Origin of the sequence: Micromonospora rubida (genome assembly GCF_009908295.1) — a bacterium.
Lineage (GTDB): Bacteria > Actinomycetota > Actinomycetes > Mycobacteriales > Micromonosporaceae > Micromonospora > Micromonospora rubida.
Genome location: NZ_JAAALO010000004.1, coordinates 937,653 through 957,599, shown reverse-complemented (window position 1 = coordinate 957,599; position 19,947 = coordinate 937,653). Strand labels below are relative to the sequence as shown.

19 protein-coding genes and 1 pseudogene are annotated in these 19,947 nt (G+C 72.3%); 10 read left to right on the top strand and 10 right to left on the bottom strand.

Going from position 1 to position 19,947, the window contains the following annotated elements:
- Positions 1 to 16: 16 nt before the first annotated feature.
- The gene (locus GVV04_RS18985; RefSeq protein ID WP_007455245.1) at positions 17 to 184 is read right to left on the bottom strand and encodes a DUF3117 domain-containing protein; all 168 of its coding nucleotides are present in this window, start codon (positions 182 to 184) and stop codon (positions 17 to 19) included.
- Positions 185 to 372: 188 nt separating this feature from the next.
- Here GVV04_RS18985 and GVV04_RS18980 point away from each other — a divergent pair, with 188 nt between their 5' ends.
- The gene (locus tag GVV04_RS18980; protein WP_161689331.1) at positions 373 to 1,191 is read left to right on the top strand and encodes a PaaX family transcriptional regulator; all 819 of its coding nucleotides are present in this window, start codon (positions 373 to 375) and stop codon (positions 1,189 to 1,191) included.
- A gap of 3 nt (positions 1,192 to 1,194) precedes the next feature.
- On the top strand, positions 1,195 to 1,986 hold the full coding sequence (locus GVV04_RS18975; protein WP_161689330.1) for an enoyl-CoA hydratase-related protein: 792 nt from the start codon (positions 1,195 to 1,197) through the stop codon (positions 1,984 to 1,986).
- Between the two features lie 14 nt (positions 1,987 to 2,000).
- Here the strand turns inward: GVV04_RS18975 and GVV04_RS18970 are convergent, their stop codons facing one another.
- From GVV04_RS18970 to GVV04_RS18950, 5 genes are all read right to left on the bottom strand, one after another.
- On the bottom strand, positions 2,001 to 2,753 hold the full coding sequence (locus GVV04_RS18970; protein WP_161689329.1) for an SDR family NAD(P)-dependent oxidoreductase: 753 nt from the start codon (positions 2,751 to 2,753) through the stop codon (positions 2,001 to 2,003).
- 68 nt (positions 2,754 to 2,821) lie between these two features.
- On the bottom strand, positions 2,822 to 3,496 hold the full coding sequence (locus GVV04_RS18965) for a hypothetical protein (RefSeq protein ID WP_161689328.1): 675 nt from the start codon (positions 3,494 to 3,496) through the stop codon (positions 2,822 to 2,824).
- Positions 3,497 to 3,509: 13 nt separating this feature from the next.
- On the bottom strand, positions 3,510 to 4,091 hold the full coding sequence (locus GVV04_RS18960) for a DNA-3-methyladenine glycosylase I (RefSeq protein ID WP_161689327.1): 582 nt from the start codon (positions 4,089 to 4,091) through the stop codon (positions 3,510 to 3,512).
- A 114-nt stretch (positions 4,092 to 4,205) separates the two neighbouring features.
- Entirely contained in the window at positions 4,206 to 4,703 is a 498-nt protein-coding gene (locus GVV04_RS18955) for an SRPBCC family protein (protein ID WP_161689326.1), read from the bottom strand.
- Complete coding sequence (locus GVV04_RS18950) at positions 4,700 to 5,362, bottom strand: DivIVA domain-containing protein (RefSeq protein ID WP_161689325.1); 663 nt, start codon at positions 5,360 to 5,362, stop codon at positions 4,700 to 4,702. The genes GVV04_RS18955 and GVV04_RS18950 overlap by 4 nt, the downstream gene beginning before the upstream one ends.
- 167 nt (positions 5,363 to 5,529) lie before the next feature.
- Between GVV04_RS18950 and folP the strand changes: the two genes are divergently transcribed.
- From folP to GVV04_RS18935, 3 genes are all read left to right on the top strand, one after another.
- Positions 5,530 to 6,399, top strand: a complete 870-nt coding sequence (gene folP / locus GVV04_RS18945) for a dihydropteroate synthase (RefSeq protein WP_161689324.1) — start codon at positions 5,530 to 5,532, stop codon at positions 6,397 to 6,399.
- 214 nt (positions 6,400 to 6,613) lie between these two features.
- Complete coding sequence (locus GVV04_RS18940) at positions 6,614 to 7,411, top strand: ArsR/SmtB family transcription factor (RefSeq protein ID WP_161689323.1); 798 nt, start codon at positions 6,614 to 6,616, stop codon at positions 7,409 to 7,411.
- A complete protein-coding gene (locus tag GVV04_RS18935; protein WP_161689322.1) occupies positions 7,408 to 7,848 on the top strand; it encodes a hypothetical protein in 441 nt (146 codons plus the stop codon). The genes GVV04_RS18940 and GVV04_RS18935 overlap by 4 nt, the downstream gene beginning before the upstream one ends.
- A gap of 103 nt (positions 7,849 to 7,951) precedes the next feature.
- On the opposite strand, the gene ndhC is transcribed toward GVV04_RS18935, so the two are convergent.
- Entirely contained in the window at positions 7,952 to 8,329 is a 378-nt protein-coding gene (ndhC, locus tag GVV04_RS18930; RefSeq protein WP_161689321.1) for an NADH-quinone oxidoreductase subunit A, read from the bottom strand.
- A 130-nt stretch (positions 8,330 to 8,459) separates the two neighbouring features.
- Between ndhC and GVV04_RS18925 the strand changes: the two genes are divergently transcribed.
- The 3 genes from GVV04_RS18925 to GVV04_RS18915 all read left to right on the top strand — a co-directional run bounded on the left by GVV04_RS18925 (position 8,460) and on the right by GVV04_RS18915 (position 13,115).
- Entirely contained in the window at positions 8,460 to 9,887 is a 1,428-nt protein-coding gene (locus tag GVV04_RS18925; RefSeq protein ID WP_161689320.1) for a hypothetical protein, read from the top strand.
- 356 nt (positions 9,888 to 10,243) lie between these two features.
- Positions 10,244 to 12,088, top strand: coding sequence for a 2-oxoacid:acceptor oxidoreductase subunit alpha (locus GVV04_RS18920; RefSeq protein ID WP_161689319.1), 1,845 nt, complete (start codon positions 10,244 to 10,246; stop codon positions 12,086 to 12,088).
- On the top strand, positions 12,081 to 13,115 hold the full coding sequence (locus GVV04_RS18915) for a 2-oxoacid:ferredoxin oxidoreductase subunit beta (protein WP_161689318.1): 1,035 nt from the start codon (positions 12,081 to 12,083) through the stop codon (positions 13,113 to 13,115). The genes GVV04_RS18920 and GVV04_RS18915 overlap by 8 nt, the downstream gene beginning before the upstream one ends.
- Before the next feature lie 109 nt (positions 13,116 to 13,224).
- Here the strand turns inward: GVV04_RS18915 and GVV04_RS18910 are convergent, their stop codons facing one another.
- Both GVV04_RS18910 and GVV04_RS18905 read right to left on the bottom strand, forming a co-directional pair.
- A complete protein-coding gene (locus GVV04_RS18910; protein WP_161689317.1) occupies positions 13,225 to 14,994 on the bottom strand; it encodes a trypsin-like serine protease in 1,770 nt (589 codons plus the stop codon).
- Between the two features lie 378 nt (positions 14,995 to 15,372).
- The gene (locus GVV04_RS18905) at positions 15,373 to 16,389 is read right to left on the bottom strand and encodes a potassium channel family protein (RefSeq protein ID WP_161689316.1); all 1,017 of its coding nucleotides are present in this window, start codon (positions 16,387 to 16,389) and stop codon (positions 15,373 to 15,375) included.
- A gap of 182 nt (positions 16,390 to 16,571) precedes the next feature.
- Between GVV04_RS18905 and GVV04_RS33235 the strand changes: the two are divergent.
- A pseudogene (locus tag GVV04_RS33235) lies at positions 16,572 to 16,994 on the top strand (helix-turn-helix domain-containing protein); the annotation flags it as partial.
- Positions 16,995 to 17,202: 208 nt separating this feature from the next.
- Entirely contained in the window at positions 17,203 to 17,799 is a 597-nt protein-coding gene (locus tag GVV04_RS18895) for a ClpP family protease (protein WP_161689315.1), read from the top strand.
- 180 nt (positions 17,800 to 17,979) lie between these two features.
- Here GVV04_RS18895 and GVV04_RS18890 read toward each other — a convergent pair whose 3' ends face one another.
- Positions 17,980 to 19,755, bottom strand: coding sequence for an adenylyl cyclase (locus GVV04_RS18890; protein ID WP_235966272.1), 1,776 nt, complete (start codon positions 19,753 to 19,755; stop codon positions 17,980 to 17,982).
- Positions 19,756 to 19,947: the final 192 nt, after the last annotated feature.

Below are 19,947 nucleotides of genomic sequence, written 5' to 3'. Positions count from 1 at the left end.
CCGGACCGCCTTTCGGTCAGCCGGCGGCTGCCTTCAGTGCGTCACCGAGCGCGTTGGCCTCGTCGGGAGTCATCTCGACGACGAGCCGGCCACCACCCTCCAGTGGGACCCGCATGACGATGCCCCGGCCCTCCTTGGTGACTTCCAGCGGACCGTCGCCCGTCCGCGGCTTCATCGCCGCCATGTTGTCTCCCCTCAGACCTACGCCAGGGTCGGTGGGTTGCCCCACAGCCTCTTCGCCATCGCCCGCCGCAACTTGCACGGCGGCCCGATGACGATTTTCCCTGATGAACACCGCCGGACCCAAACCGAAGCAGCATTGATGTAACAGCATCTAGCATATCCTGAGAAGTCCTGTCACAATGTGCGGTCATGCAGGCACGGTCGGCACTCTTCGACCTGTACGGCGACCACCTCCGACCCAGGGGCGGCCGCGCGCCGGTCGCCGCCCTGGTCAAGCTGCTCGCGCCGCTCAGGATCGCACCTCCGGCGGTGCGGACGGCGGTGAGCCGGATGGTCCGCCAGGGCTGGCTCGACCCGCTCCGACTGGTCTCCGGGCCGGGATATTCGATCACACCGAAAGCCGCCCGGCGACTCGACGAGGCGGCTGCCCGGATCTACCGGACCGGTCGGGTCGGCTGGGACGGACGGTTCGATCTACTCGTCCTGTCGACCCCCACCTCCCGCCGGGAACGGCAGCGGCTCGCCGCGAACCTGGGCTTCCTCGGCTACGGCACCCTCGACGAGCAGACGTGGGTGGCCACCCGGGCGGCGGAGGACGTCGACCTGCTGCTCGACGACGCGGGCGTGCGGTACGAGCGGTTCACCGCATCCCACGCCGCCGGCACCCGGGGGGCGGTGGAGGTGGTCCGCCGGGCGTGGGACCTCAGCGAGATCGGGCGGGCCTACGAGCAGTTCGTCGCCGAGCAGCGCCCCTTGCTGGCCAACGTGACCGCGCGCAGCGACGACGAGGAGGCGTACGCGGCGCGGTTCCGGCTCGTGCACGCGTGGCGTACGTTCCTTTTCCGGGACCCGCAGCTCCCCCCGGCGCTGCTGCCCGAGCGCTGGCCCGGCACCGCCGCGGCCAGTTTCTTCGACCGGCACGCAGCCCGGCTGCGGCCGGCCGCCGACCGGTACGTCGAGCAGTGCCTCGACGCCACGAACCGCACCACCCGACAGAAGGGTCGTTAGAACGTGACCGAGCCGCTGCTCGTCGACCGCACCGACTCCGTCGTCACCCTGACGCTGAACCGCCCGGCGGCGATGAACGCGCTCGACGTGGCGCTCAAGGAGGCGCTGCGGGACGCCCTGGCCGGGCTGGAGTCCGACCGCAGCTGCCGGGCCGTGGTGCTGGCCGGGTCGGGCGGCTCGTTCAGCGCCGGCCAGGACCTGCGCGAGCACGTGCAGACCCTCGAATCGGCGGGGGCGGACCCGCTGGCCACCGTCCGGGCCCACTACAACCCGATCGCGGCCCGGCTGGCCAGCCTGCCCAAGCCGGTGGTCGCCGCGGTCCGGGGAATGGCCGCCGGGGCCGGCGCGTCGCTGGCCCTCCTGGCCGACTTCCGCATCGGCGGGCCGAAGACCCGCTTCCTGATGGCCTTCGCCGGGGTGGGGCTCGCCGCCGACACCGGCGCCTCCTGGACGCTGCCCCGGCTAGTCGGCCACGCCAGGGCCGTCGAGCTGCTGATGCTCGCCGAGCCGGTGTCCGCCGAGGAGGCGCACCGGCTGGGCCTGCTGACCCGGCTGGTCGACGACGACGAGCAGGTGCTGCCCGCCGCGCAGGAGCTGGCCGCCCGGCTCGCCGCCGGCCCGACCGTCGCGTACGGGGCGATCAAGCGCCAGCTCTCCGTCGCCGACGCCGGCACCCTCGCCGATGCCCTGTCGGCCGAGGCGCAGGCCCAGTCGATCTGCGGCGCCACCGCCGACCACCGGGCCGCCACCACGGCCTTCGTGAACAAGCAGAAACCGGTCTTCGAGGGACGCTGAACGCGATCCGGCGGTCAGCGGGCCACGTAGCCGCCGTCGATCGGGACGGTGTGGCCGGTGATCCAGGCGGCGTCGTCGGAGGCGAGGAAGAGCACCACCCCGGCCACGTCGTCCGGGGTGGGGATGCCCGGCTTCGGGTTGAACGACTCCATCTGCCGGCGCATCTGCGCCGGGTCCGGCGCGTTGGCGATGAAGTGCTCCACCAGCGGGGTCATCACCACCGTCGGGGCGACCGCGTTGATCCGGATGCCGCGCGCCGCGTATTCGACGGCGGCCGAGCGGGTCAGGCCGACGATGCCGGCCTTGGTGAAGGTGTACGGGGAGATGTTCTCCTGGGCGGCCAACCCCGTGGTCGAGGAGGTGTTGATGATCGCGCCTCCGTCGCCGCGCAGCATCGCCTCGATGCCGTACTTGAGGACGTGGAACACGCCGTCGCCGTTGATCCGGCTGACCCGATCCCAGTTCTCCACGTCCATCTCGTGCAGCGGCTGCTGACTGCCGTCGATGCCGGCGTTGTTGAAGATCACGTCGATCCGGCCGTACCGCTGCACGGCGTCCGCGAAGGCCTGCTCGACCGAGGCCGCCTCGCCGGTGTCGACGGTGACCGCGAGGGCGTCCGGCAGCTCACCGGCCGCCCGCTGCCCGCCGTCGGCGTTGATGTCGGCGATCACCACCCTGGCCCCCTCGGCGGCGAACCGCCGGGCGGCGGCCGCACCGAGCCCGGAGGCGCCACCGGTGATGAACGCGACCTTGTCCTGGAACCGCATCGCACCTCCCCGGGGCCGGGCGTCGGTGCCGGCCCGTCACGAGCCCTCGTTACCCGGCGGGCACCGGGCTAGTCGTCCTCCTCCGGGTCCTGGTTGGCCTCGGCGCCGAGCACGAACGCCTGCATGGCCAGCTCGTCCCCGGACGGCGAGACGAACGCGGGCAGCTCCTGCGGGCCCAGGTCGCGCACGTACGACCAGAACACCCGGACCGCCTCGGCCGGGGTCTCCGCCTCGATCGGGAGGTCGAGGCTGACCAGCCACGGACGACGCGCCAGCGGTGGCCCGAGCCGCTCGGCCAGCTCCCGGTAGACACCGGCGGGCAGCACGGTGACCGGCCCGTCGAGGGTCAGCCCCTCGGCCTCCACCGGCTCGTCGAAGGCCCTTCGGGTGTACGCGACCACGAGCGAGCCGGAGGCGGGATCGGACTGGGGGTCGTCCGGGTCCTCCCGGCGCTCGGCCGTGGGCCGGGCGACCCGGCCCAGCGCCACCAGCCGCAGCGGCCCCTCGATCAACACCGCCACCGGATCGCCGGGACGGGGCGCGGCCGGCTCGGCGGCGGCCACACCCGTCGGGTAGGCCGCACCGGCGGCGTCGAGCCCGGTCAGCTCCAGCGTGTCGTGGTGGACGAGCCGCTCGGCGTCGTACCGGCCCGGTGGGAGGAGCACAGCCCAGGCGCCGTCATCCGGCCCGCCCGCACCCCGGACATGGATCGTGCCGCTCACGCGGCGATCGGTGTCGGTCATGGGGACAATCCCATCACGCCGGCCCCGACCCGCTGACGTGGCAGCCGGCCAGGTGGTCGTCCACCATCCCGGTGGCCTGCATCAACGCGTAGGACGTGGTGGGGCCGACGAACCGGAACCCGCGCTTCTTGAGCGCCTTGGCCATCGCGGTGGATTCCGGGGTCAGCGCCGGCACCTCGGTGAACGTCTCCAGCCGGGCGGCCCGGGGCGGCGGCGCGAGCGACCAGAGCAGGGCGGAGAGCCCGTCGGGCAGGTCCAGGGCGGCCCGGGCGTTGGCGATCGCCGCCTCGATCTTGGCCCGGTTCCGGACGATGCCGGCGTCTGCCAGCAGCCGGGTCACGTCAGCCTCCCCGTAGCCCGCCACCGCCTCGATGCGGAACTCGTCGAAGGCCAGCCGGAAGGCGGGGCGCTTGCGGAGGATGGTGAGCCAGGACAGCCCCGACTGGAAAGCCTCCAGGGTCATCCGCTCGTAGAGCGCGTCGTCGCCGCGCAGCGGCCGGCCCCACTCCCCGTCGTGGTAGGCGGCGTAGTCCGGGGTGCTTGCCCCCCACGCGCAACGGGGCAGGCCGTCCGCGCCGATCACCAGGTCAGTCACGGCGTACACGCTAGACCGGTAAGCCGACAGCCTGCCGCCGCGCCGCCGCAACGGGGGTGTCCGAGCACCGGGAAACCGCGTTGTCACCGACCTGGCGGGCGCCCGGGCCGGCCGTCAGGGCAGGCGGCCCTGCTCGACCAGCCGGCCGAACCTCTTCAACGCCTGGGTGAGGCTGACCTTGGAGCCGGGCCAGAGCACCGGCCAGGCCACCCGGCCGGCGGTGCCGCCTGGGAGGTGGAACCACTCGTGCCAGACCACCTGCGTCCGGCCGCCCTCGATCTGGGTGCAGCGCAGCACCCCGGGACCGCGCAGCAGCCGGCCGCAGTGCACCACGCCGACCTCGTAGGGCGCGTCGACCCGCACCACCCGCATCTCGTCCCGCAGGACCGCCGGCCCCAGCGCGGTGACCGCCTCCACGAGGCTGCCCTCGCCACCGTCGCCCTCGACCACCTTGACCTTGGTGAACGGGATCCAGTCGGACTGCCGCTCCCACGCGACGAGGGCGGCGAACACCCGCTCGGCCGGGGCGTTGACGATGACCGTCGCGGTGACCTCCCCCGCGCCGGGCTGGGCCACCTCGCCCAGGCCCTCGCCGTCGGCCCCGCCGGTCACGCCGGCTCCGACCAGACCGTCGGCCCCCGCCCACCTGCCGGGTCCGCCGACTCGCCGGCCCCGGCCGGGGCCTGCTTCGGGGCGTCGTCGGCGGCGGCCCGCGCGGGCACCGTTGCCGGCTCGTCGACCGGGCCCACCGTTGCCGGCTCGTCGACGGACACCGTTGCCGGCTCGTCGGCGTCAACACCCGCGGTTGCCGGCTCGTCGGCGTCGCCGGACACCGGGGTCCGCCCGTCGGCGGCGGCCGGCACGGCCTCCACCAGGTCGCCGGCGGGGGTGGTGTCGGCCGTCTCGGCGGCGGCCGCCGCCTGCTCGCGGGTGCGGCGCAGCTCGTCGGCGTCCGCGGCCCGTCCCTCACGCAACGCGGTGACCTCCGCCTCCAGCACGCCGATCAGCTCGGACTTGTACCCGATGTCGTAGGCCGTCCGGCGCAGCGCCTGATCGACCTGGGCCATCCGGTACCCCCGCGTCGCCGTGTCGAAACGGACGTCGCCCACGTCGGACTCGCGCAGCGGCCGGCTGGCGGGCAGCGGGACCGCCCGCCCGTCCGGCTCGACCGGCACCAGGCCGGGATCGCGGCCGGTGACCAGCACCGTCACCCCGAAGACCACCGCCGCGACGGTGAGCGCGACGACCAGCAGGAGCAGCACCTGACCCATGTAGGAGATCGTGGCACGCCGACGGGCCGGGAGCGACCCCGCCGGGCAGTCCTCCCACAGATCGGTGCGGATCTGTGGGCCGTGCCGGGCGGACCGGACGCCGGCCGACCGGCTAGCGTCGCAGAGCGGGCCGGGTCGCGCGGCCGTGGCGAGATCGGGAGGCGAGCATGACCGGGGCGTTTCGGCTCGGAAGTCGCACGTTCGCGCCGGGCGAGCTGGCGGTGATGGCCATCGTCAACCGCACCCCGGACTCGTTCTTCGACCGGGGTGCCACCTTCGCCCAGGACAGCGCGCTGCGCGCCGTGGAGCGGGCGGTCACCGACGGGGCGGAGATCATCGACATCGGCGGGGTGAAGGCCGGCCCCGGCGACGAGGTGGACGTGGCCGAGGAGATCCGCCGCACGGTGGACACGATCGCCGCCGTCCGGGCCGCCTTCCCGGACGTGGTGATCTCCATCGACACCTGGCGGGCCGAGGTGGCGGTGGAGGCGGTCGCGGCCGGCGCCGACCTGCTCAACGACACCTGGTCCGGCGCGGACCCGGCACTCGCCCGGGTCGCCGCCGAGACCGGCGCCGGGCTGGTCTGCTCGCACGCCGGCGGGCTCGCGCCGCGCACCCGCCCGCACCGGGCCGCCTTCGACGACGTGGTGGCCGACGTGGTCGCGACGGTGACCGGCCTCGCCGAGCGCGCGGTCGCCCTGGGGGTACGCCCCGACGGCGTCCTCATCGACCCGGCACACGACTTCGGCAAGAACACCCGGCACTCGTTGGAAATCACCCGCCGGCTCGCCGAGCTGTCCGGCACGGGCTGGCCGCTCCTCGTGGCGCTGTCCAACAAGGACTTCATCGGCGAGACGCTGGACCTGCCGGTCGCCGAGCGGCTGGAGGGCACCCTCGCGGCGACCGCGGTGTCGGCCTGGCTGGGCGCCCGGGTGTTTCGCGCCCACCAGGTGCTGCCCACCCGCCGGGTGCTGGACATGGTGGCGTCGATCCGGGGCGACCGCCCGCCGGCGGCCACCCGACGCGGCCTGGCCTGAGCGCCCGCCGGGCCCGGGCTCAGGTCCAGGAAGGCCGGCAGAATCCACGTCAGCCAGGACGGATCAAGACCTGGTGCGGCGCCCTGGCGCCTTTACGTTCTGTTACCGATAAGGCAGGTCGCGCTCGGATCGCGGCAAATGAGTGCGCGCCGAGGCTGTACGGCGACCCGGGTTCAAGTTTGCATTAGGCAGGTGAATGCCTGCATAATGAGGCGTGAGTGAGACGGAGCTGGTCTTCAAGGCGCTGGCCGACCCGACGAGGCGACTCCTGCTCGACCGCCTCCGCGAACGCAACGGCCAGACGCTGCGCGAACTCTGCGAGCACCTGGTTATGGCCCGTCAGTCGGCCACCCAGCACCTCGACATCCTCGTGCGGGCCAATCTCGTCACCGTCGTGCGACGGGGGCGGGAGCGCCTGCACTACCTGAACCCTGCACCGATCCACGAGATCGAAGAACGCTGGATCTCCGGGTTCGACAAGCCCCGACTGCGTGCACTCAGCGCCATCAAACACCAAGCAGAGGAGCACGCCATGACGTCCGTACCGACGTACGTATACGTCACCTACATCCGCGCCACCGCTGAGCAGGCATGGCGGGCGCTCACCGACGCCGACCTGACGGCGCGGTACTGGGGCCACGCCAACCTCTCCGACTGGCAGCCCGGCTCAACGTGGGAGCACCAGCGCACCGACGGATCGGGCGTCGCCGACGCCGTGGGTAAGGTGCTCACCGCCGAGCCGCCGAGCCGCCTGGTCATCACCTTCGAGGACACCCCGTTCGAGAATCGGGAGCCGTCGGTCGTCACGTTCCTCGTCGAACCGCACCAGGACATCGTGCGCCTCACGGTGACGCACGAAAACCTCGCCAACCTCGACATGTTCAACGGCATCTCGAGCGGCTGGCCTGCCGTCCTGTCGAACCTGAAGTCCCTCCTGGAGACCGGCGACACGCTTCCGCAGCAGCCGTGGGAGATGACCGCGCGCACGCCTGAAAGGAACCCGACCCGATGAACACCGACCCGCTCCGGCAGGCCTACGACGCGCTGCTGGCCGCCAATCCCCGAGCCGTACCGCCGCCCGGCGAGTGGAACACCGAGCAGATCCTGGCCCACGTCTCCCTCGTCAGCGCGGCCACCATCAGCACCGTCGTTGCGGTCGCGTCGGGGACGATCTCGACGTACGACAACCGCCCGTCCCAGGACCCGTGGACGCTGGAACGCGTCATCGCGCTCGCAGGCGGCGAGACGGGCTTGCGGGAACGCATCCGCGCGCAGGGGGAGGCGCTGTGCGCCCTGGCCGGGGTGCTGAGCGAGGCCGAGCTCACCACGAAGGTGCCGGCGCTGCTGTTGTCCAATGGCGCGTGCCTGGTGGACCAGCCGCTCTCGCTGGGGGACATCCTCGCCGGCATCGCTGACGCGGAGCTACCCGGGCACACGAAGCAGCTTTAACCGCAATCCCCATGTCAACGTCACCGCACGGCTACTGGCGTCAGCCCCGGAACCCGCCGCCAAGAGCAACGACCCCGACCGTCGCCGCCGATTTTTGGTGGGCTCAGGTCCAGCGAAGGATGTTGCGGCGCCAGGCGTAGAGGATGCCTAGCGCCAGCACGGCCACGAAGATCCCCATCTCGGCCACCGTGACCAGCCCGAAGCCGGGCCGGTCGAAGACCACCGCCCACGGGAAGAGGAAGACCGCCTCGACGGCGAACAGCACGTAGAGGTATGCGTAGACGTAGTAGCGAATCTGCATCTGCGCCCAGTCGCCGCCCACCGGGTCTAGGCCGCACTCGTAGGTGGCCCGCTTGCCGATCGGGTCGGCCGGGCGGGCGGGGCGTAGCACCCGGTTGGCGGCGAACGCCACGACGAAGAAGAGGACGCTGGCGAGCAGCAACAGCCCGAGCGTCGCGTACGAGCCCAGGTAGCCGGTCACGGTGGGTCAGCCTACCGCGCCCCGCCCGGCTCCGTGCCGGACACGTTACGGAACTGTTTCCCGATGAGACTGGTGTCCTGTGGCAACTATTGCCGAATAATGAATTCGCCCTGATGGTCCCGAAAGAGAGATGGCCCGCGTGGACGTACGCCCCGTTCGGCGGGCAGCCGACCGACGTGTCGCAGTGCTGCTCGCGGCGTCCCTCTCGTTCGGTGTCGCGGCGCTGCCCGGCTGGGCCATCGCCGCTCCCACCGTGGCCCACACGACGGCCCTGGAGGCCGACCCGCCCGGGGACCCGGCCGGGGAGCCCGGCGACGAGACGCCTCCGGTCGAGCCCGCCGCGACCGACCCGGCGCCCACCGAGGCGCCGCCGACCGTGCCGCCGCCCTCGGAGACCAACGCTCCGGAGCCCACGCCCACCGACCCCGGGGCCACCGCTCCGGCCGGGCCCGTCGACCCGGCTCCGGCCACCGCCGCTCCGGGTGCCACCACGCCGCCACCCCCGGCGACCTCCGCCCCGCCGCCCCGCCCGTCGGCTCCCGGCCCGGACGCACCGGCGCCGGGCTGGCTCGGCGTGCGGGTCAGCACCGAGGACGTCACGCTGACCGAGGCGTACTGGAACGCGGCGGACACGACGACCACCCTGCGGGTCACCGTGACCAACACCGGCGAGGTGGCAGAGCTGATCCGGCTCTCGTACCGCCTCCCGGCGGGCCTGACCGACGCCGGCACCCCCGGGTGCGCCGAGGCCGGCGGCGGCGGGCACCACTGCGGCGGGTGGCAGACCGCGCCCGGCGACCGGTTCAGCACCCTGATCAAGGTGCGCGTCGACGGCGCCGCCTGGCGGCAGATGCCGCTCAGCGGCGCGGTCCGGGTGAGCGCGAGCGCCCCCGGCGTGGCCGGCTCGGCCGAGGACAACGAGGGCTTCGCGGTGCTCTTCCCGCCGGGGCCGCCCGTGCCGGGCATCTCCCTGGACGCCGACGGGGTGGCCTTCGACATCAGCGGGGCCGCCAGCGAGCTGGACGTCCGGCTGGGCAACACGGGCAAGGTCGATGCCGCCGGCCGGGTCGAGGTGGTCCTGCCCGCCGGGGTGACCGTGCCGGCCCCGCCCCCCGGCTGCACCGCGCCGAGCCCCGCCCGTACCCGCTGCGACGTCGGCACGGTGCCGGCCGGCGGCACCGTCACCCTCCGGCTCCCGGTGAGCGCGACCGCCGAGGCCCAGCGGGAAGCGCCGCTGGCCGGCGCCGTGATCGGCCGGGTCGACCCGCGCAGCGGGCAGGCCCGGCAGCTCCAGATGAGCTTCCGGATCACGGCGGCGGCCGCCATGTCCACCCCGATCGCCACCCCCGCCCCGGCCGGCTCCCAGGGTGTGCTGGCCGCGGCCGGCGCGGGCCCGGACCCGGCCGGCGGTCTCACCTCGGTGCAGCGCAGCGCGGTCATCCTGATCGTGGTCTCCGTGCTGTTGGTCGTGCTGGCGCTCGCGCTGGCCACCACCTCTCTTCGCCGCCGGCTCGCCGGCCCGGTCGGCCCCGCCCCCGCGCCGGCCCCGTCGGACTGACCGGGGCCCGCCGCCGACCGCCCGGCCCCGGTCGCCCCGGGCCGGGGCCGGCCGCGGTCCCCCACCGGACGACGACGGCGGGGCGGGCGGCCCGGTGATCCTGATTACGGCGGGCGGGCCAAAACGGCATCAAACAGGGCATAACCGCACCGAATTTGATCCCAGTCGGCGGACCACAGGGCGAGTTCGGCCCCCCAATCGACGTAGGCTCTCGGGTGAGGAACTACAGCGGACCGGACCAGCCACGGGCGGTGCGGGGCAGCGGTGCGTCAAGGAGGTCGCGTGGCCGGGCGAGGCGAGGTCACCATCAGGTTCAGTCGCCCGCGCCACCGCGCCGAGCGAAGCGAGGTTCAGGCGTGACCAAGCAGATCCGTCAACTCGACCGGGTGGTCATCCGGTTCGCCGGGGACTCCGGCGACGGCATGCAGCTGACCGGCGACCGGTTCACCTCGGAGACGGCGCAGCTGGGCAACGACATCTCCACGTTGCCCAACTTCCCGGCCGAGATCCGCGCCCCCGCAGGCACCCTGCCGGGCGTGTCGAGCTTCCAGGTGCACTTCGCCGACTACGACATCCTCACCCCGGGTGACGCGCCGAACGTGCTGGTGGCGATGAACCCGGCCGCGCTCAAGGCCAACCTGGCCGACCTGCCGCGCGGTGCCGACATCATCGTCAACACCGACGAGTTCACCAAGCGCAACCTGGCCAAGGTGGGATACCAGTCCAGCCCGCTGGACGACGACTCCCTCGCCGGCTACGTGGTGCACCCGGTCGCCCTCACCTCGATGACGGTCCGGGCGCTCGCCGAGACCAAGGTGTCCAAGAAAGACGCCGAGCGGGCCAAGAACATGTTCGCCCTCGGCCTCCTGTCCTGGATGTATTCCCGCCCGTACTCCTCGACCCTGCGCTTCCTGGAGCGCAAGTTCGCCAAGCGTCCCGAGTTGGTCGCGGCGAACATCGCGGCCTTCAAGGCCGGCTGGAACTTCGGCGAGACGACCGACTCGTTCTCGGTGCGCTACGAGGTGAAGCCGGCGAAGATGCTGCCGGGCACGTACCGGAACATCACCGGCAACGCGGCGCTGTCGCTGGGCCTGGTGGCCGCCGGCGTGCGCTCCGGCCTGCCGGTGTTCCTCGGGGCGTACCCGATCACCCCGGCGTCGGACATCCTGCACGAGCTGAGCAAGCACAAGCGGCTCGGCGTGGTCACCATGCAGGCCGAGGACGAGATCGCCGCCGTCGGCGCGGCGCTCGGCGCGTCATACGGCGGATCGCTCGGCATCACCACCACCAGCGGCCCCGGCGTGGCGCTCAAGAGCGAGACGATCTCGCTCGCGGTGGCGCTGGAACTGCCGCTGGTCATCGTGGACGTGCAGCGGGCAGGCCCGTCGACGGGCCTGCCGACCAAGACCGAGCAGGCCGACCTCAACATAGCCCTGTACGGCCGGCACGGTGAGGCCCCCGTCGCGGTGATCGCCCCGAAGTCGCCGTCGGACTGCTTCCACGCGGCCATCGAGGCGGCCCGGATCGCGCTGACGTACCGCACCCCGGTGATCCTGCTGTCGGACAACTACGTCGCCAACGGCTCCGAGCCGTGGCTGCTGCCCGACGTGGAGTCCCTGCCCGACCTGCGGGTCGAGTTCGCCACCGAGCCCAACGGCGAGAACGGCGCCTTCCTGCCGTACCTGCGGGACCCGGAGACCCTGGCCCGGCCGTGGGCCGTCCCCGGCACGCCGGGGCTGGAACACCGGATCGGCGGCCTGGAGAAGGCCGACAAGACCGGCGACATCTCGTACGACCCGGCGAACCACGACTTCATGGTGCGTACCCGGGCGGCCCGGATCGAGACGATCCCGGTGCCGGACGTCGAGGTGGAGGACCCGGACGGCGACGCCCGGGTGCTGGTGCTCGGCTGGGGCTCGACGTACGGGCCGATCGGCGCCGCCTGCCGGGGGCTGCGCCAGCGCGGCCTGCCCGTCGCCCAGGCGCACCTGCGGCACCTGTCCCCGATGCCGGCGAACCTCGGCGAGGTGCTGCGGTCCTACGACCGGGTGGTCATCCCCGAGATGAACCTCGGCCAGCTCGCCCACGTGATCCGGGCCAGGTACCTGGTCGACGCCATCGGCTACAACCAGGTCCGCGGCCTGCCGTTCACCGCCGCCGAGCTGGAGACGATGTTGGAAGAGGTCCTGAAGAATGTCTGAGCCCATCGCCCTCAAGCTCACCGCGAAGGACTTCAAGTCCGACCAGGAGGTGCGCTGGTGCCCCGGCTGCGGTGACTACGCGATCCTCGCCGCCATCCAGCAGTTCATGCCGGAGCTGAACATTCCCCGGGAGCGGACGGTCTTCGTCTCCGGCATCGGCTGTTCGTCGCGCTTCCCGTACTACATGAACACCTACGGGATGCACTCGATCCACGGCCGCGCCCCGGCGATCGCCACCGGCCTGTCGGTGTCCCGCCCGGACCTGTCCGTGTGGGTGGTCACCGGCGACGGCGACGCGCTGTCGATCGGCGGCAACCACCTGATCCACGCGCTGCGCCGCAACGTCAACCTGAAGATCCTGCTGTTCAACAACCGGATCTACGGTCTGACGAAGGGGCAGTACTCGCCCACCTCCGAGGTCGGCAAGATCACCAAGTCGACCCCGGCCGGCTCGGCGGACGCGCCGTTCAACCCGCTCTCGCTCGCCCTGGGCGCGGAGGCCAGCTTCGTCGGCCGCACCATCGACTCGGACCGCAAGCACCTCCAGTCCGTGCTGCGGGCGGCGGCGGAGCACCAGGGCTCGGCGTTCGTGGAGATCTACCAGAACTGCAACATCTTCAACGACGGCGCGTTCGAGCAGCTCAAGGAGCCGGCCACCCGGGACGACTTCTTGATCCGGCTGGAGCACGGGCAGCCCATCACCTTCGGCTCCGACGGGCAGTTCTGCGTGGTGCACCCGCCGGGCGGCTTCGGCCTCAAGGTGCTGGAGACCGCCTCCGTGCGCCCGGAGGAGATCGTCGTGCACGACGCGACGGTCAACGACCCGGCGTACGCGTTCGCGCTGTCCCGGCTGCCCGGGCTCGACCTGCGGAACACCCCGATCGGCGTGTTCCGCTCGGTCGACCGCCCGTCCTACGACAGCGTGGTGCAGGAGCAGGTCGCGGCGGCGAAGGCCGCAGTGACCGAGACCCCGGAGCAGCAGCTCGCCGGCCTGCTCGCCAGCGGCGACACCTGGACGATCAGCTGACCCGCCGCTGACGGCGGCACGGAGCCGCCGCCTCACCCGCGACACGGAAAGGGCCCGCAACCTTCGCAGGTTGCGGGCCCTTTCGTCGGTGCGGGGAAACCCCGGTCGATCAGAAGACCAGGTTGAAGCTGCCCCAACCGGTGGAGATGACCTTGCCGCTGGCGTCGATCCAGTTGCCGGAGCCGTCGGTGGTGTAGAGGCGCATCTGGTTGCTGCTGTTGACGCCCAACATGTCCATCATGTTGTCGCCGTTCCAGTCGCCCGGCGTGATGATGTTCTTGAAGCCGCCCCAGCCGCTGCCGATCTGCGTGCCGGACGGGTTGGTCCAGCCGCCCGCCTGGTCGGTCTGGTACATCTTCAGGATGCCGGTCGAGGTGCGGCCGATCAGGACCTCCTTGCCGTCACCCTTCCAGGCGCCCGGGGTGAGGAACAGGTTGAACCCGTTCCAGCCGGTGCCGATCCGGGTGCCCGCCGGGTTGACCCATCCGCCCGCGCCGTTGCTGGTGTAGCGCCACAGTTCGCCGTTGGACTTGCGAACCATCAGGCTCGGCAGGCCGTTGCCCAGCCAGTTGTTCGTCACCATGAGGGCGGTGAAGTTGCCCCAGCCGGTGCCGATCCGCGTGCGCTGGCCGACAGCATTGCCCTGGCCGTCGGTGTTGTAGATCCACAGCGCGCCGGCGGAGTCCACCTCCATCAGCGAGGGGGTCCGGTCGCCGTTCCAGTTGTAGACCCGGAAGACCCGCTTGGCGCTGCCCCAGCCGGAGCTGAAGTTCCCGGAGGCGTAGAAGCCGCCCCTGCCGTCGTTGGAGAACCCGCGGCCCACATACAGCCGCAGGTTGCCGGCGGCGTCCCGCGCCATCAGGTCGGTGTGGCCGTCGCCGGTCCAGTCGGCGTTCACCAGCGGCGGACGGGTCAGGTCGGCGTTGATCGAGTCGGCGTAGTAGCTGATCCGCTCGTAGTAGCCCGGCTTGTCGCCGCACGGGCTGTAGCCCCAGTCGGTGATGCCGACCTGCTTGCCGTTCACCAGGATCGGCCCGCCGGAGTCACCATCGCAGGTGTCCGCGCCGTTGTCCGGCCCCGCGCAGATCATCCGGTTGGCGTCGTACGCCTGGCCCGCGACGTTGCCGCAGACCGCGTTCGACTGCATCGTCACGGTCGCCTTGCGCAGCTTCGTGTCGTCGTTGTCGCCGTCGGCCAGACCGTAGCCGAAAATGTCCGCCGCGGTGCCCGCCGCGTACGGCGCCTGGTCGCCCTGGGCGCTCAGCGTGATCGCCGGGTACGCCGACGGGAGGTCCTGCTTGAGGGTCAGGACCGAGACGTCGTCCAGGAAGGCCGTCGCGGTCCCGTTCTCCTGCGCGGCGAGGTTGTAGCCCTGGTGGGTCCAGGTGGACGCCACCGCGCCGATGTACCCGCCGGGCGGGATGTTGTTGTTGGCGTCGAGCAGTTGGTTCTTTCCGGCGAGAACCAGGGTCGTTCCCGGCACGTCCACGGAGCAGTGCGCCGCCGTCAGCACCTTGTTCGGGGCGATGACGGTGCCGGTGCACCAGTAGATGCCGTCGGACGCGTAGGTCAGGATGCCGACGACGTACGGGTGGTTCGCGACGTTGACCTCGGAGCCGCCGACGATGCGCTTCGACGGGAGCAGGTCGCCCTTGACGCCGGGGCTGGGCGGGGTGAACTTGCCCGCCCGGAAGTTCTTCGACGAGGTCGTCCGGCTCTCGCCCCGGATGTCACTCGCCGGCTTGAGCACGCCGTCGTTCGAGGTAGCCGCCTGGACGACCGTTCCCGGCGCGACGACCGCCGCGCTGCCGAGGGCGAGGCCGGCGATGATGCCCGCCGCCCGCCGCCGGACTCCTGCGGTGTTTGCCACTTCAGCCACTAATTTCTTCCCGTCGTTCGATTAACGAGGTACTCGAAACTGCCGACGTGCGGTGCGTCGACCGGACGGAGAGATGACGACGAGGCCGAGGCATGATGTGTGCACCCCGTGCGTTCGGTTGGATCCCCCGTGCCTGAGCCAATCAAGGGGCGCCGGCATAAATCGGATGCCACGCCCATTGGCAATTCCAAGCGGCCAAACGATAGCAGGCATCACGCCGTCACAAAAGATCCGACAGGATGAATCTCCACTGACCGAAACCGCAGTAGTCGCAGGTCGATCGGCGGCGGACACGGGCCCGGAGGGCACGGGCCCGGAGGGCACGGGCCCGGCGACGCCAGCCACCGCCGGTCTCCGGTGCCGGCGTCAACTGCCAAGTCAGCCCGGGGTGCTCGCCTGCTGAGGGCGGTCGTCACGGACGTGCACGAGCATGTCGCCGGTCTCGATCACCGCGCCGGCCCGGTCGCTGAGCGTGACCACCTTGCCCCGGCGGACCAGCGCGATGACCAGGGAGTCCAGCTCGCGCGGCGAACGCCCCACCTCGCTGCGCTCGGCCGAGCGCATGGCCAGCGCCATGCCCTGGCCCGGGGTGAGCAGGTCCTCCACCACATCGATCAGCGGTGGCGCGGAGGTCGACAGCCCGAGCAGCCGTCCCGCCGTGGCGGACGAGACGATCACGTGGTGGGCACCGCTCTGCTTGAGCAGCGGCGCGTTCTCGGCCTCCCGCACCGCGGCGATGATCCGCACCTGGCCGGCGGTGAGCTGCCGGACGGTGAGCGCCACCAGGACCGAGGCGTCGTCACTGTCGGTCGCGATGATCACCGACTTGGCGTTCTTCACGTGCGCCTCGATCAGCACCGACGAACGCGTCGCCGAACCCTCGATCGCGACCAACCCGGCCGAGGTGGCCTGCCGCAGCGCGGCGGGGCTGCGCTCGACCACCACGATCCGGGACCTGTCCAGGCCGTTCTCCACCAGCGCCGAGACCGCGCTGCGGCCCTTGGTGCCGTAGCCGCAGATGATGACGTGGTCCTTCACGCTTCTCCTCCACCGCGACAGGCGCCGGCCGGTCCGGTACTGCTCGGTCAGGACTTCCAGGGTGGTGCCGACCAGGATGATCAGGAAGAGCACCCGGGCCGGGGTGACGAACAGGACGTTGACCAGCCGCGCGGACGGTGCGGCCGGGGTGATGTCGCCGTAGCCGGTGGTGGAGAGGGAGACCACCGCGTAGTAGAAGCAGTCGAGGAGCGTGAGGCCGTCCTCGTTGACGTCGCGGTAGCCGTCCCGGTCGAGATAGACCGCGGCGACCACGGCGAGGACCAGGCCCAGGGCGGCGGCGAGGCGCAGGCTCAGCGCGCTCAGCGGGCCCCGCCGCTGCGCGGGAAAATGGATCACCGTGGGACCCGCTCCGCCTCCGTCGCCTGCACGTGCACAACATAGCCGGTACGCGGGGATCCGCACCCCGGGGTGCCGACGGGACGCGTCCGGCCGCACCGACTCGTCTGCCCGGGGCTGCCCGGCGGTCCCGCACCGGGCATGATGGGGCTGTCGACGGAGATGACCGGGGGTGAGACCGCATGTCACTGCTGCGACGGGTCATCGGCGGGGTGCTCCGCCGGATCAGGATGCGACAGGGCCGCACTCTGCGTGAGGTTGCCGAGGCGGCCGGCGTGTCGCTGCCCTATCTGTCCGAGGTCGAGCGGGGCCGCAAGGAGGCGTCGTCGGAGGTGCTCGCGGCGATCTGCCGGGCCCTCGGGATCCGCCTGTCCGACCTGCTGGAGGAGGCCCGGGACGACCTGCGCCGGGTCGAGCCGCGCACCCCGGTGGGTCCCCGGGCGGCCGTGGCGGCGCACGCCGTCGCTCTGCCGCTGCCCCGGTACGGCGACCGGCTGGCCCAGCTGGAACAGCACGGCGACCGGCTGGCCGGCGCCCGGCGGGGGGCCGACGTGCACCGGGCGCTGCCCGGGGCGCCGCTCGCCGTCGGTCCGCGTACCACCGGGTTGGTGCACTGCGGGCGGGTCGCGGTGGGCCTGCGGCGGCCGGTGGCCGTCTAGCGGCGGCGCCCGGCTGTTGACGCCCCGCCCTGTTCTGCCGTCGGCGAATCTGCCAGCGGCAGAAGCGTTGGGGTCGCCGCCCCAGGCGGGCGCACGCTGGACGGGCCGGTCCCCGGGGCGATCGAAGTCGCCCACCGGCGCGGCGGAGGTCGACATGATCGGGTACGACGCACGGATGCTGGACGGTGGGCAGCCGGCCTTCGGCGACCAGGTGTTCCAGCGGTTGCTGCGGGAGCGGATCGTCTTCCTCGGCACCGAGGTCACGGACGAGTCGGCCAACCAGATCTGCGCGCAGCTCCTGCTGCTGGCCGCGGAGGACAGCGAGCGGGACATCCACCTCTACATCAACTCACCGGGCGGCTCGGTCAGCGCCGGATTGGCCGTGTACGACACGATGCGGTACATCCGCAACGACGTGGCCACCCTGGCGCTCGGCTTCGCCGGCTCGATGGGGCAGTTCCTGCTCTGCGGGGGGACGGCCGGGAAGCGGTACGCGCTGCCGCACTCGCGGATCATGATGCACCAGCCGTCGGGCGGAATGGGCGGCACGGCCGCCGACATCACCATCCAGGCGGAGAACATGCTGCACGTCAAGCGCACCATGCAGGAGCTGATCGCCCAGCACAGCGGGCGGGCCCTGGACGAGATCCAGCGGGACTGGGACCGGGACCGGTGGTTCACCGCGGAGCAGGCCCGCGAGTACGGCCTGATCGACCAGGTGCTCACCCGGGTCGACCAACTCTCGGCGTAACGGCCCGGGCGGCGGGCTGGCACGGGGCGGCCCGCCGCTCAAGCTTGCGGGCCGGGGGGGCGGCCCGGTCGGTGGTCACCGATGGCCCGGCGGGCACGCCTCCCCGACCGTGTCCGGCGCGTGTCGCGAGCCGCCGGCCGGGCGGACCCGGTCACCGGGTCCGCCCGGGCGGTCGTCCGGTCAGGGGTAGCTGACCACCGGGCTGGTGCCGAACGAGCCGACGACCGGGGTGCCGGCGTCGTTGACCGTGCGCTCGATGCCGCCGCTGCCGTCGAGGAAGACGGTGATCATGTCGTGGAGCCGCACGCCCGGCCGGCGGGGCACCTCGATCGCCCGGGCCGCCCGGACGTCGACCCCCTGATTGAAGTACGAGTACACGCCGAGTCCCCACGCCTCGTGCCGGCGCACGGAGTCGGCGATCTTGTATGACGCCCAGCCGCGACCGGTCGGGCTGGCCCAGGCGGCCTGGCTCGGCGGGTCGTAGGGCAGTTCGCTCTGGTAAAAAACGGTCCGGCCGCGCTCGCCGGTCCACACCGTCTGGTACCGCTGGTAGTGCTCGACGAAGAGCCCGTACGCCGTCACGTCGTCGCCGGTGACCAGCACCCCGGTGTCGGCGGTGTTCGCCGTCCAGCCGATGCCGTTGCCGTGGTCGCCGCGCCAGGCCCAGATGTTGTCGAGCAGGGTGTCGTCGCTGTGCACGGCGAGGCTGGTCCGGGCCCGGCCGACCCAGGGGCCGCCGATGCGGAAGAAGACGTCCTGCACCGAGGTCGGGTTCGCGGCGTGGTCCCGGCGACCGTCGCGCCGGCCGATCTCGACGAGCACGTCCGACTCGCGCCGACCGGCGTCGACCAGCAACCCGGCGACGCGTACCCCGTCGACGTCGGCGACCCGCAGCGCCGCGTCGCCGGTGGACGGGGCGAGGCTGGGCATGCCGAGTCCGAGCACGACGGTGCCCGGCCGGGTGACCCGCAGCGCCTGGTTCAGCCGGTACACGCCCGGGGTGAGCAGCAGGTGCCGCCCCCGCGCCAACTCCCGGTTGATCCGCTGGGCGCTGTCGGTGGGCCGGGCGACGAAGAAGTCGCGCAGCGACAGCGAGGGGGTCGGTCGGCCGCCGGCCGCCCAGGTGATGCCGGCGGTGTCGTGCCGCAGTCCCGGTACGGCCACCCGCCACCGGTCGTTGCCGTCGACGAACAGGTACGGCTTCTCCCTGGTGACCGGGCTGGTCGGGAGCGTGGTGTACGGGGGGTCGGGGAATCTCTGGGCGGGTGCCCCGGTCACGCCGGAGAAGACCTGGTTCCAGACCCCGTTGCTCCATTGGCCGCCGAGCTCGCTGTCCCGGGTCAGCCACTGCTGCTGGGAGCCGTTGATGGTGGTCCCGTCGACCTTCGAGTCGGCGATGTAGCCGCCGCTGGAGTACCCGCCGTTGCCCGGTTCGAGCCAGAGGGGGCCGCGCACGTGCACGCGGCGCATCGGGGACGCCTGGGAGACCGCCCACTGGTTCGACCAGTCGGAGGGTATGACGGCGAGGTTCTCCGCCGAGCGCCAGAAGTTGGTCAGCGCGGAGATGCCCCCCGGCGAGTTCGGGTCGGGCTGTCCGATGACCCGGACCGCGCCGTAGATGTCGACGTCGTCCGGGGAGCGGCCGAGACCGGCCACGGTGGTGTAGTAGCCGAGCTTCGCGTCGACGTCGTACCGGCCGGGCTTGAACAGCACCGCGTGCCGGTCGGTGCCCATCTCGTTGCGTTCCTGCTTCGTGAAGATCGCATCGAGGGTGGACTGGATCTCGGCGGTCGGGGTGGACGGGTCGTAGACGTGCACGTACGGGCCGAGGTCCGGGTGGCGGTCGTCGGGGTGGCCGGGGTGGGCCAGCGCGGGCGCCGGAACGAGGCCGGCGGCGGCGAGGGAGACGGTGGTGGTGGCCAGGGCCAGGAGGTGGCGGCGGGTGCGAGGTGTCATCAGCCTGCCTGTCGGGTGGCGGTGGCGGGCCGGGCGACCATGAGAGCGCTCTCTCGATCCGCCGTCCGGCATCCCTTCACGATTTGGGGGATCGACATGTTTCTACCCCCTTCCGCCCGCACGCACCAGCCCCGACAGCCGGCGAGGATCAGCGGGCGCCCAACGGGAAGTGCTGGGAAGAACGCCATGTTG